The sequence below is a fragment of the Bradyrhizobium aeschynomenes genome (assembly GCF_013178945.1).
In the GTDB taxonomy this organism is placed as follows: domain Bacteria; phylum Pseudomonadota; class Alphaproteobacteria; order Rhizobiales; family Xanthobacteraceae; genus Bradyrhizobium; species Bradyrhizobium aeschynomenes.
The window spans coordinates 589,621-601,737 of record NZ_JABFDM010000003.1; the positions used below are offsets into that span (position 1 = coordinate 589,621).

General features: G+C 66.5%; 11 protein-coding genes. 3 read left to right on the forward strand and 8 right to left on the reverse strand.

The annotated features are described in order from the left end of the window. The first annotated feature begins 80 nt into the window (after nucleotides 1-80). Entirely contained in the window at nucleotides 81-719 is a 639-nt protein-coding gene (locus tag HL666_RS11740; RefSeq protein ID WP_172181523.1) for a TetR/AcrR family transcriptional regulator, read from the forward strand. A 33-nt stretch (nucleotides 720-752) separates the two neighbouring features. On the opposite strand, the gene HL666_RS34175 is transcribed toward HL666_RS11740, so the two are convergent. From HL666_RS34175 to HL666_RS11755, 4 genes are all read right to left on the reverse strand, one after another. Then, entirely contained in the window at nucleotides 753-998 is a 246-nt protein-coding gene (locus tag HL666_RS34175; RefSeq protein ID WP_246741521.1) for a hypothetical protein, read from the reverse strand. Continuing rightward, nucleotides 958-1,434: a hypothetical protein gene (locus HL666_RS11745; protein ID WP_246741522.1), complete on the reverse strand. Its 477-nt coding sequence runs from the start codon at nucleotides 1,432-1,434 to the stop codon at nucleotides 958-960. The genes HL666_RS34175 and HL666_RS11745 overlap by 41 nt, the downstream gene beginning before the upstream one ends. After that, nucleotides 1,434-1,730, reverse strand: a complete 297-nt coding sequence (locus tag HL666_RS11750; protein ID WP_172112263.1) for a hypothetical protein — start codon at nucleotides 1,728-1,730, stop codon at nucleotides 1,434-1,436. The genes HL666_RS11745 and HL666_RS11750 overlap by 1 nt, the downstream gene beginning before the upstream one ends. A 1,141-nt stretch (nucleotides 1,731-2,871) precedes the next feature. Then, nucleotides 2,872-4,056: a urate hydroxylase PuuD gene (locus HL666_RS11755; protein WP_172181525.1), complete on the reverse strand. Its 1,185-nt coding sequence runs from the start codon at nucleotides 4,054-4,056 to the stop codon at nucleotides 2,872-2,874. A gap of 124 nt (nucleotides 4,057-4,180) precedes the next feature. Between HL666_RS11755 and HL666_RS11760 the strand changes: the two genes are divergently transcribed. Beyond that, nucleotides 4,181-4,486, forward strand: coding sequence for a hypothetical protein (locus tag HL666_RS11760; protein WP_172112261.1), 306 nt, complete (start codon nucleotides 4,181-4,183; stop codon nucleotides 4,484-4,486). 17 nt (nucleotides 4,487-4,503) lie between these two features. On the opposite strand, the gene HL666_RS11765 is transcribed toward HL666_RS11760, so the two are convergent. From HL666_RS11765 to HL666_RS11775, 3 genes are read right to left on the reverse strand one after another with little or no spacing between them, the layout of a single operon-like run. Then, nucleotides 4,504-5,901, reverse strand: a complete 1,398-nt coding sequence (locus HL666_RS11765; RefSeq protein WP_172181527.1) for a nucleobase:cation symporter-2 family protein — start codon at nucleotides 5,899-5,901, stop codon at nucleotides 4,504-4,506. A 27-nt stretch (nucleotides 5,902-5,928) separates the two neighbouring features. Then, the gene (locus tag HL666_RS11770) at nucleotides 5,929-8,643 is read right to left on the reverse strand and encodes a molybdopterin-dependent oxidoreductase (protein WP_172181529.1); all 2,715 of its coding nucleotides are present in this window, start codon (nucleotides 8,641-8,643) and stop codon (nucleotides 5,929-5,931) included. Further along, on the reverse strand, nucleotides 8,640-9,464 hold the full coding sequence (locus HL666_RS11775; RefSeq protein WP_172181776.1) for an FAD binding domain-containing protein: 825 nt from the start codon (nucleotides 9,462-9,464) through the stop codon (nucleotides 8,640-8,642). The genes HL666_RS11770 and HL666_RS11775 overlap by 4 nt, the downstream gene beginning before the upstream one ends. A 137-nt stretch (nucleotides 9,465-9,601) precedes the next feature. Here HL666_RS11775 and HL666_RS11780 point away from each other — a divergent pair, with 137 nt between their 5' ends. After that, entirely contained in the window at nucleotides 9,602-10,948 is a 1,347-nt protein-coding gene (locus HL666_RS11780; protein ID WP_172181531.1) for an 8-oxoguanine deaminase, read from the forward strand. A 78-nt stretch (nucleotides 10,949-11,026) separates the two neighbouring features. On the opposite strand, the gene HL666_RS11785 is transcribed toward HL666_RS11780, so the two are convergent. Continuing rightward, nucleotides 11,027-12,106, reverse strand: a complete 1,080-nt coding sequence (locus tag HL666_RS11785; protein WP_172133452.1) for a BMP family ABC transporter substrate-binding protein — start codon at nucleotides 12,104-12,106, stop codon at nucleotides 11,027-11,029. Between the last annotated feature and the right edge of the window lie 11 nt (nucleotides 12,107-12,117).

The window sequence follows — 12,117 nt, forward strand, 5'->3', positions numbered from 1 at the left end:
CCAATCCGCCGGAAGGCCGGTCGGGATGACGCCTTTGCGGGAGACTCCCGCGAACTGCGAAACCAGAGTGTGAACGTGACGTGCGACGAAAAGATCTAGCGGACAAACAGGGGGCTGCGCGGGCGTCGGCGCGCGAGCCGCGCCAGGCCCGTGGACGCGAGCGCCGCGAGCAACTGCTCGATGCCGCAGCCGCCCTCATCGCGGAATCCGGCCTCGCGGCCGTGAGCATGCACGCCGCAGCCGAGCGCGCCGGCGCCTCGATCGGCTCGGTCTATCACTTCTTCCGCGACAAGGGGCAGATGCTCGACGCTCTCGCCGAGCGACACGATGCCGAGCTCCAGCCGGCGTTCGATCGCGTGCTGCAGCGGAGCGATGCGGAGTGGGCCGCCCTGTCGCCCGCCGAGGTCGTCGAGCAACTGATCGGCTGGGCGATCCGCTACTTTGTCCGTCATCCCGATGCGCTGGCCACGCTCGACCTGCACGACCAGACCATGCATGCCGAGTTCAGGGCCGTCATCGATCGCGTCATGCGCGCCAAGCTCGGGGAGGAGCTGGGTCCGCAGGCGGCCACGACGCTCGACGCCGTCGTGCTCGGCACGCTGCTGTTCACGCGTGAGCAGGACCCGCGCAGTCGCGACGTCGTCGTTGCGGCGCTGCCGGAGATGATGGCGACCTATCTGATCGCGCTGGAGGCGAAGCGGAAGCGGACGAAGCGGTGAGGTAAGGGCGGCGTATCGACGCGATCAGCGCAGCTACTTGAACAGCCACGCGTTCTTCCTCCGATGGATCGCCACCAGGTGCGGCGTCGCCGTGTCCCCAACCGGCTTGGCCGAGAGGACGATCTGATCCTCGTTGTCCCAGCGTTCGAACTCGTAGCGCCATTTGCCATCCTCCGGCGTGCGATGATGCCAGTCCTTCAGGTTCCGATCGCGTTTCGCCGGGATGACATCGATGCCGTCAGCCGGCCCCGAACGGCTCTGTCGCGACGCGACCGACACCAGCCAGCGCTTCTCCGGCGACGATGCCGATTTCATCTCCGGTGTCGCCGCGCACCAGAAGCCAGTCGACGCCATCCAGGCGGCCGCATTCGAGCAGGATGAGCCCATGATCGGGGAAATAGCCGGTGAGCTGAAACTTGACGCAGCCCTTGGCGTCACCACTTGCGCATTTGGCGTCCTGATTTCGATAGACGCGCGTGTGGCCATTGCGAAAGGTCAGCTTCAGTGCGGAGCCATTGCGTTGCGCGACGTTCGGGATCTGGGCGAGGCAGGCCGTCTCCGAGCGGTCGAGATCGCCGCGTCCTCGATCGTCGCTGCAGCGGCCGTCCTGCGATGGATGGTCGACGACGGAGAAGGCGGGCCGCTCCGCGCCCGCAGCGATGCCGCTGATCAGGCAGAGAAACGACGCCGCCGCGACGCCACGCGTCCTGCTCATCACAGACGCCCCGCCGTCGAATGCGTGTCGACATGATCTACCGTCGTGATCGGCAGCGGCTTGGAGGCCGCGATGCCGCCTGAATAGCGACGGCGGTGGCGCTGCCGCCGTTCTCCGTTCGAGTTGCGCTGCCGGGCAAGCCGTTCGACCAGCCAGGCCACGACGCCGACAACGGCGAAGCTCACCAGCAGCGAGACGAAAAGCAGCCCCAGATAGAGCTTCAGTACCGAGCCTGCGAAGCAGGCAAGCGCGATGAGCGCGGCAATGGCCAGCCGGCCTTTGACGGAGATCGACATGATGGGGCGTTTCGCTAAGAGCTGATTGTTGGCGCCACTGTAGCGTCATCATGCCTGCCGCCAAGCCGCGTCCAGATGGGTGGTAAATTTTGCCGCAAGGTCATGCCGACAATCGAACGTGCTCGAACTCATTCGTCGTCGCACGCGTAGCAGTTCAACTGCCCGTTGCGAAAATCCGGTTGTTGCAGAGTTCACTTCGCGCAACAGTCGCGAGGGGACGGAGCTGTCTCGAGCCGCGTGCGGTTGCTCGTCGTGCGTGTGTTGATTGTCGCAGACGAGGTCTGCACGGCTTCACCGCAAATGCGCGTCGCAATGACCGCGGAGAGAGCTTCATTCGTCGTTGTCATCCCGGCGACGTTGCAGCGGACGCAGAGCGTCGTCGGGTGCGAGCCGGGTCCACAGCCATCGAACGTCACGGGACGGGCCGCCGTCAGCTCGCCTGCCGGCGCAGTCGATGTCCTTGGCGGAAGCGATGCCGCCACTGCCTGCCGAGGCATCTCCATCGCGTGCGCGGCCAGGCGATTTTCGCAAATCGTTTCAGGCTGATTTGCCCTGTCCAGTCTCTCGGCGAAAAATATTCGTCTTTCGTTTTATCGGAAGATGTGGTTGTCTGTCGCCATCCCGCCTCGTGAAGAGGGACGTACGCGTCGTCACGATACGTGAGGTGGGGAGCGGTGGCCGCGAAAGGCAGCGTGTGACGATCGCTGTGGCGCGGACGCGAAATTGCGTGGTCCTGGCGCCCCGATGCTGGCGCCAAGCCCTGCGGGGATGATGATCCGCTGGGTGACGGTGGCTAACAAGCCGGACACCGAGGAGAGCGCGACATAAGCGTGAAGACCATCGCGCAGGGAGGGCCGGGTCTGTCCGGCTGTACCTGTGGTTCCTGCCCCGTGCAATTTTTTCGCACGGGGGCCACGGGCCTCAGCCGAGGTCCGGCCTTCCCTGCGCCCTCTCGTTTGATGGGGCGGACATGACGCACAACCCGGACCGATGGGCCGCGGGAACGCCGTGGTGCGACGTCTCCTTGCCGACGAACGATGTAAGTAAAGAGCGGCTGGCCTGCCGCGCGTGAGCTCGTCGCGACGCTGCACGCGGCGAGATCAGTTGTTTGAGATGTGAAGCAGGACGACAGACGACGCCGCTATTGCGCGCCGGCCCAGGCCGCGAGCACGGCGCGCTCCTCGCCGGTGATCTCGGTGATGTTGCCGGGTGGCATGGCGCTCGACCAGGCGGCGTTGCGCGCGATCAGCCGCGCGTTGCGCTGGATGTTGTCGGCGTTGTCCAGCAGCACGCCCTTGGGCGCCGCGACGATGCCGTCCCACACCGGCTCGGCGGCGTGGCACATGCTGCAGCGGGAGGTCACGATCTCCTCGACCTGCGCGAAGCTCGGCCGCGCCGTCGCGGCCGTCCTGGTATCGCGCGGACCGGCGGCCGACAGCAGCAGGATGGCGATCATGCCGGCTGCGGCCACGCCCCACACCCACCATGGCGATGGATTGCCCTTGTGGCGCTCGTTGAAGAAATGGCGGATGACCGGGCCAAGCGCCAGTATGATGGCGACGATGGCCCAGTTGTAGCGGGTGCCGAACAAGAGCGGATAGTGATTGCTGATCATCAGCACGACGACCGGCAGGGTCAGGTAGTTGTTGTGGACCGAGCGCTCCTTGCCGGCCTTGCCGAGCCTGGGGTCGGGCGCCTGGCCCGCCAGCAGCGCCGCGACGATCTTCTTCTGGTTGGGAATGATCACCGCGAACACGTTGGCGACCATGATGGTGCCGATGATGGCGCCGATCTGGTTGAAGGCGCCACGGCCGCTCAGGACATGGGTGAAGGCGTAGGTGAGTGCGACCAGGAAGACGTAGCCGCCGATGGCGAACGGCAGCTCGTGCTTCGCGAGCCCGCTGCGGCAGGCGGCCTCGTAGAGCAGCCACGCCAGTGCCAGCGAGCCGAAGCTGAACAGGCCGGCCTGGAGAGGCGTCAGATCGAGGATCGACTTGTCGACCAGGAACAGGTCGGCGTTGAGATAATACACCACGATCATCAGCACGAAGCCGGACAGCCAGGTGGTGTAGGCCTCCCATTTGAACCAGGTCAGCTCGCTCGGCATCTGCGCTGGTGCTACCAGATATTTGACGATGTGGTAGAAGCCGCCGCCATGGACCTGCCAGGCGTCACCCATCACGCCCTTCGGCAGACCTTCGCGCGGCTTCAGGCTGAGGTCGAGCGCGATGAAGTAGAACGAGCTGCCGATCCAGGCCACGGCCGCGATCACGTGCAGCCAGCGGAAGATCAGGCTCAGCCATTCCGATATGATCGAAGCCCACATCGCGCGGTCATCTCCTTGTATGTTCTACTTGCGTGCGGATCGCGCCGCTCTATGTGTTCGTTGCAGTGGACTTCCGCAAAGCGATTGCGTTCAATGAGTTTGAAAGCAAAGCGGGACGGTTGTGATGAAGAGACTGGGTCTGATGATTCTCGTGGCGGCGCAGATGGCCCTGACACACGCCGCAATGGCCCAGACCGCCCCGAAGGGCGCCGCCAAGCGCACCGATGCCTGCGCGCCGATCGGACGCACCGAGGACGGCAAGCTGGTTTACTCGATGAAATGCGAGAGCATTCCAAAGCCGGTCGCGCCCGCGTCGTCGCCGCAGGCGGCCGCGCCGCCGGCGCAGCCCGCTCCGGTCGCCGAGCCGGAGCCCGAGACCGAGCGGAGCGGCCTGTTCGGCTGGTCCTACGATCGCCGGCCGAAGCAGTAGCGCAGCCATCCCGCACCTCAGACATGCTGGGCCGAAGATGCGGCAGCCGCCGCATCGGCCTCCGCGGCCTTGCCACTGCCGAGGCCGTTGAAGAATGCATTCAGCAGCACGGCGACGACGGCGCACAGCAGGATGCCGGATTCCAGCAGCGGCTGCAGGTCCTTCGGCAGGTTGTGAAAGAAGCGCGGCGCGACGAGCGGGATCAGGCCGAAGCCGACCGAGATCGCGACGATGAACAGGTTGAAGCGGTTGGTCTTGAAATCGACATTGGCCAGGATGCGCGCGCCGGTCGCCGCCACCATGCCGAACATCACGAGGCCGGCGCCGCCGAGCACGACTTGCGGCACGGCTTCGACGAGCGCGGCCATCTTCGGCAGCAGGCCGAGCAGCAGCATGATGCCGCCGCCGGTGATCGTCACCCAGCGCGTGCGCACGCTGGTGACGGAGACGAGACCGACATTCTGCGAGAACGAGGTGTAGGGGAAGGTGTTGAAGATGCCGCCGAGCAGGGTGCCGACGCCGTCGGCGCGCAGGCCGCGCGAGAGCGCTTCGCGATCGACGGTCTTGCTGGTCATCTCGCCGAGCGCCAGGAACATGCCGAGAGATTCGATCATCACCACGATCATGACGATGCACATCGTGACGATCGGCACGAGCTGGAATTGCGGGACGCCGAACTTGAACGGGATCACCAGCGCGCCCCAGGGGGCGGCGCCGACCTTGTCGAAGTGCATCACGCCGAGCAAGGTCGCGAGTGCCGCGCCGGCGACGATGCCGAGCAGCACCGAGACGTTGGCGAGGAAGCCGGTGCCCCACTTGATCAGGCCGAGGATGAACAGCAGCACGAACAGCGCGATGCCGAGGCCCTGGAGCTGGCCGTAGTTCGGATTGGGGAAGGCGCCGGGCACGCCGTCGACGACCTTGGTGATGGTCGGCAGGCCGCCGCCGGCCCAGTTGATGCCGACGCGCATCAGCGAGATGCCGATGATCATGATGATGGTGCCGGTCACCACGGGCGGAAACAGCGGCAGCAGCCGGCTGATGAAGGGCGCGACGATGATGCCGAACACGCCGGCGGCGATCACCGAGCCATAGATGCCGAGCAACCCGACATCGGGTGAGGCGGCCATCGACAGCATCGGACCGACGGAGGCAAAGGTGACGCCCATCATGACGGGCAGGCGGATGCCGACGCCGGGAAAGCCGATGCACTGCACGAGCGTGGCAAGGCCGCAGGCGAACAGATCGGCGCTGATCAGGAAGGCGACGTCCTCCGGCGGCAGCTTCAGCGCCCGGCCGATGATCAGCGGCACCGCGACCGCGCCGGCATACATCACCAGAACATGCTGCAAGCCGAGCGCGAGCAGTTTCGGCACCGGCAGCATCTCGTCGACCGGATGAATATCCTTGCTCATGTGTCCCCCCAGGTCCCCAGAACGATCTCAGTCGCCGAACATCTCCTGCAACCGCGGAAACAGGCGGTCCGGCTTGAACGGCACGGACGTGAAGCGGATGCCCGTCGCCGCGCGCAACGCGTTGCCCAGCGCAGCCGCCACCGGATTGTACGGGCTCTCGCTCATCGACTTCGCCCCCAGCGGGCCGATGGCGTCATTGGTCGCGGCAAACAGCACCTGGGTGCGCGGCACGTCGGCATAGGATGGCAGATGATAGTCGCGGAAGCGCGGATTCACCACGCGGCCGGTGTCGTCGATCACGATCTCCTCGTAGAGCGCCGCGCCAAGCGCTTGCGCCACGCCGCCCTCGATCTGGCCGCGGCACTGCATCGGATTGGCGACGCGGCCGGCATCCGCCGCCTGCACGCTCCTGAGGATCTCGATCACACCGGTGTGCTTGTTCACGGCCACGCGAAACCCCTGGACGTTGAACGCGACCGACCGTGGCGTGCCTTGCGAATGGCCACTGGCGGCGAGGGGCGTTCCGCTGACCGTCGCGAGCTCCTTGAAGGAGAGACGACGAGCGCCGCAGCTAATCGCATCATCTGCGATCACGCAATCGGCCGGAGCGACGCTCCAGCGCTGCGCGGCGAGGCCCTTGAGCTCGGCGGCCAGCGCCTCGGCCGCAGCCTGGGTGGCGCGGCCCGCAACGAAGGTGCCGGTCGAGCCGTAGGCGCCGGTGTCGTGACCACCATGGGCGGTGTCCGACTGCTTCAGTGCGATGCGGTCGACCGTGGTGCCCAGCACGGTCGCGGCGATCTGCCGATGCACGGTGCTGGTGCCGTTGCCGAACTCGGCGGTGCCGACGGTGAGCGTGAAGGCGCCATCGTGGTGCAGGCTGATGGTGGCATCGGCGATGTGGCCGTCAGGCGGGACGGTGTCGATCATCGTCAGCGCGATGCCGTCGCCCGTGAGCCACTCGTCCGACCGCTCCGGTGCCGGCGTGGCCTCGGCCATGGCGCGCTCGACGAGATCGAGGCACTGGTCGAGTCCGTAGGAGCCGTACAGCACGTCGCTGGGTCCGGAGCCGGGCGGCGCAAGCATCGGATCGCCAGGCCTGACGATGTTGCGGCGGCGCATCTCGAAGGGGTCGATGCCGAGTTGCAGAGCGAGCTCGTCGATCGCAGCTTCGACCGCGAAGGTGGTCTGCGGCAGGCCGTAGCCGCGATAGGCGCCGGCCGGCACCGTGTTGGTGTAGACGGCGATCCCGTCGACCTTCTTGTTGGGACAATTGTAGACCGAGATCGACTCGCTGCAGGCGTGGAACAGCACGGGACCGGCGTGATTGCCATAGGCGCCGGTATTGGAGAGCACGTCGAGCTGCAGCGCAGTCAGCTTGCCATCCCGATCGGCGCCGGCCTTGACCGTCACGCGCATCGGATGCCGCGTCGACGTGGCGATGAACTGCTCCTCACGGGTGAATTCGAGCTTCACGGGGCGGCCGGTCTTCAGCGCTGCGAGCGCCAGGATGTCCTCGACGAACATCTCCTGCTTGCCGCCGAAGCCGCCGCCGACGCGCTCGCAGAACACGCGGACCTTGTCCGGGGCGAGCGCGAAGATCTCGGCGAGGGCTCGCCGCGTCAGAAACGGCACCTGGGTGCTGGAGCGGACGTTCAGCACACCCTCGCCGTCGAGCCAGGCGAGACCGCCATGCGTCTCCAGCGCGGCATGCTGGACGCGTTGCGTCGTGAACGTGCCTTCGTAGGTCACGGCGGCCGAGGCCAGGGCGGCAGCCACGTCGCCGAACTCGCCATGGGTCTCGGCGACGATGTTGCGATTGACGTCGGCGATGCGATGCTCGGTCGAACGGCCGGCGTGAATGACGGGGGCACCGGGCGCGGTCGCGGCGGCGGGATCGACGATCGCCGGCAGGATCTGGTAGTCGACGACGAGCCGTCGGCAGCCTTCCTCGGCGGCGGCCTCGCTGTCGGCGACCACGGCGGCGACCTTCTGTCCGACGAAGCGGACGACGTCGTCGAGCACGCGGGTATCCGCCGGATCCATCCAGGCCTGCTCGTGGCGCGCCGTCGAGAACAGCACGGCCGGTGCGTCCTCATGCGTCAGCACTGCATGCACGCCGGGGACTGCCAGTGCCGCCGCCTTGTCGATCCCGATGATGCGCGCATGAGCATGCGGCGAACGCAGCAGCTTGATGTACAGCAGGCCGTCGATCGCCGTATCGAACGTGTAGCGCGCCTGGCCCTGAACGAGCTCGGGGCCAGCGGGAGCGGGCAGGCTGCGGCCGAAGGCTTCGCCGGCTGCGACCTCCTCGATATGGGTCCGCCCGAGCAGCGCGTCCTCGATGGCGCGATAGCCGGTGCAGCGGCAGAGATTGCCCTTCAGCGCCGCGCCGAGATCCTTCTTCTGCGCCTGGTTGAGCGAGGCGCAGGTGACGATCATGCCCGCGGTGCAGAAGCCGCATTGAAACGCCTGGGCATCGAGGAATGCCTGCTGCATCGGGTGCAGGCCTTCATCGGTGGCGAGGCCTTCGACCGTCGTGACCGCCTTGCCATCGGCGCGGAAGGCCGGGATCAGGCAGCTGTGCACCGGCTCGCCGTCGAGCAGCACGGTGCAGGCGCCGCAATCGCCGGCGTCGCAACCCTTCTTGACGCCGAAATGGCCGGTGTCGCGCAGGAACGTCCGCAGACATTGCCCGGGACGCGGGGCGGCATCGACGGATTTTCCGTTGACGATCACGCTCATGGCCTGACGCCTGCGAGCTCGGCGCGGATCTCCTCTGCGAGGCGCAGGGTCATCGCCTTGCGCCAGGCGGGCTTGCCGTGGACGTCGTCATGATACAGCGCATCAGGAATGTCGCCGAGAATGCTGGCGCGCAGCGCGGCTTCGTCCGGCATCGTGCCGAAACGCAGCTGCAGCGGCTTGACGGTCGAACCGGTCACCGTCAGCAGCAGGTCGCCGTCGCGGCCTTGCGTGCCGATCAGCAGCGCGCCGGAGCGGCCAACCGGGCTGAGCGCGATCTGGCGGAACGCTGTCCGCCGCTTCAGCGCGGTCAAGGGAATGTCGATCTGACGCAGCAGATCGCCGGGCGCAAGCACGTTGCTATTGTTGCCCGTGACGAAGTCCACGACCGAGATGCGCCGCTCGGTGCCGTCATTCTTCCAGATCGTGCAGACGCCTTCGAGCGCGGCGAGCAGCGAGATCATCGGCCCGGCCGGCAGCGACATGCAGAGATTGCCGCCGACCGTCGCGGTCTTCCAGATCTTGAACGAGGCGAGAAATGCGCGGCAGCATTGGTCGATCAGTGGCGCCGCGATCCAGTCGGGCGGGCAGGGCAGCGCATCCAGTTCGGCCACGCTGCAGGTTGCGGCGATGCAGAGGCCCTGGTCATTGGTGGTGAGAGCCGGCCAGGCCATTTCGCGGAGATCGATCAGCCGCGACAGCTGGACCTGCGGTTCCGAGAACAGCCATGTGCCGCCGGCCAGCCAGGCATCGCCTGCCTTCCAGGCGGGCAGCCCGGCCCGCGTTGTCGGGCGCACGACCTCGGTGATGGTGTTCAGGTCCATGGTCACGCAAGCTCATCGGCGCAGCATATCGTCGGTGGAATCCTTGCAAGACCAGCGCCAACTGGCAATAGGATGATGCTGGCCCTGCGCTTGCAGGCGGACGACACGAAGGCGCAATCAGCGAGACGAGGGCAGCCATGAGCACCACGCCGATCTGGATCAAGGACCCGCTCGCCATCCTGGCCGAAGGCGCTGCGCGAGGTATCGTCGTCAGGGATAGCCGCATCGTCGAGCTGGTGCCGGCCGGTGCCGAGCCGGCGACACCGGGCGCGGTGGCCTATGATGCAAGCGCGCATGTCGTCATCCCCGGGCTGATCAACACGCATCATCACTTCTACCAGACGCTGACCCGGGCGCTGCCCGCCGCGATGGACCGCGAGCTGTTTCCCTGGTTGAAGGCGCTCTATCCGGTCTGGGCGAAGCTCTCGCCGGAAGCGCTCGATGCCGCGGTCACCCTGGCGATGGCGGAGCTGATGCTGTCGGGCTGCACCACGACGACCGATCATCACTATGTCTTCCCGGCCGGGCTCGAGGATGCCGTTGGCATCGAGGTCGCCGCAGCGAGGCGACTCGGCATCCGCGTGCTGTTGACGCGGGGCTCGATGAACCTGTCGGAGCGCGACGGCGGTCTGCCGCCGGACAGCGTGGTGCAGGACGAGGACACCATCCTCGCCGACAGTGAGCGGGTGGTTGCGGCCTATCACGAGCGCGGGCCGGACGCGATGGTGCAGATCGCGCTGGCGCCGTGCTCGCCGTTCTCGGTGACGGGCTCATTGATGCGGAAGACGGCTGTGCTCGCCGACAAGCTCGACGTGCGGCTGCACACGCACCTGGCGGAGACCGAGGACGAGAACCGCTTTTGCGAGGAGATGTTCGGGTGCCGCCCGCTCGACTATCTCGAGCAGAACGGCTGGCTCGGCCCGCGCACCTGGCTCGCACACGGCATCTTCTTCAACGCCGAGGAGATGAAGCGGCTCGGCAAGGCGAAGACGACCATTAGCCATTGCGCCTGCTCCAATCAGTTGCTGGCGTCGGGCTGCTGCCCGGTGTGCGAGATGGAGGAGGCCGGCGTCGGTATCGGCCTCGGCGTCGACGGCTCCGCCTCGAATGACGGCTCCAATTTGATGCAGGAGGTGCGTGCCGCGTTCCTGCTGCAGCGGGCGCGTTATGGTGTCACGCGCATCAGCCACAAGGATGCGTTGCGGTGGGCGACGGAGGGCTCGGCCGCCTGTGTCGGTCGGCCCGAGCTCGGTGAGATCGCGGTGGGGAAGGCCGCGGATCTGGCGCTGTTCAAGCTCGACGAGCTGCGTTTCTCCGGCGCAGGCGATCCGATCGCGGCGCTGGTGTTGTGCGGCGCGCACCGCGCCGATCGCGTCATGGTCGGCGGCCGCTGGACGGTGGTCGACGGCGCCATTCCGGGTCTCGACATCGCTGGCCTGATTAGCCGGCACAGCGCGGCAGCGAAGACAATGCGGGGAGGGTAAGACGGAGCTTACTGAGCATCGATCGCGACTGCTCTCTCCCCGCTGGCGCGGAGAGAGAGGTCACAATGGACCGGGCGCCTACTTGCCCGGCAGCTTGTCGTCGACGCCCTTGACGTAGAAGTTCATGCCGAGGATCTGGCCGTCGGCGAGATGGTCGCCGCCCTTGCACTCGACCTCCTTGCCGTCCTGCGCCACGATCGGGCACTTGAACGGATGCAGCTTGCCGGAGGTGATCGCGGCCTGCGTCTCCTCGGCCAGCTTCTTCACGTCGTCGGGCATGTTGGTGTAGGGCGCCATCTCGAACATCTTGGAGTCGAGGCCGCCCCAGGTGTCCTCGGACTTCCAGGTGCCGTCGAGCTCGGCCTTGACGCGAGCGATGTAGTAGGGGCCCCAGGTGTCGAGGATCGAGGTCAGCTGCGCCTTCGGGCCGAACTTGATCATCTCGGAATCCTGGCCGAAGGCGAGCTTGCCGCGCTCGGCCGCGACCTGCATGGCGGCCGGGCTGTCGGTGTGCTGCATGATGATGTCGGCGCCCTGGTCGAGCAGCGCCTTGGCGGCGTCGGCCTCCTTGCCCGGGTCGAACCAGGTGTTGACCCAGATGATCTTGACCTTGATGTTCGGATTGATCGACTGCGCGCCGAGCATCGTGGCGTTGATGCCGGAGACGACCTCGGGGATCGGGAACGAGCCGATATAGCCGAGCACGCCGGCCTTCGACATCTTGGCCGCGATCTGGCCCTGGATGTAGCGGCCCTGGTACCAGCGGCCCGAATAGGTCGACATGTTCTTGTCGCGCTTGTAGCCGGTGGCGTGCTCGAAATGCACGTTCGGATACTTCTTGGCGACCTTCAGGGTCGGGTCCATGTAGCCGAACGAGGTCGTGAAGATCAGCTTGTTGCCGGCGCGGACCAACTGCTCGATCGCGCGCTCGGAGTCCGGGCCTTCCGGCACGTTCTCGAGATAGGTGGTCTCGATCTTGTCGCCGAGCTCCTTGACCAGCGCTTGGCGACCGAGCTCGTGCTGATAGGTCCAGCCGAGATCGCCGATCGGGCCGAGATAGATGAAGCCGACCTTCAGCTTGTCGGCGGCATGCGCCGCGCCGGCGATGCTTCCCGCCAGCACCAGCGCTGCGGCAGCCCCCAGAAGCCTTTTCATCATCGTCAGTATCT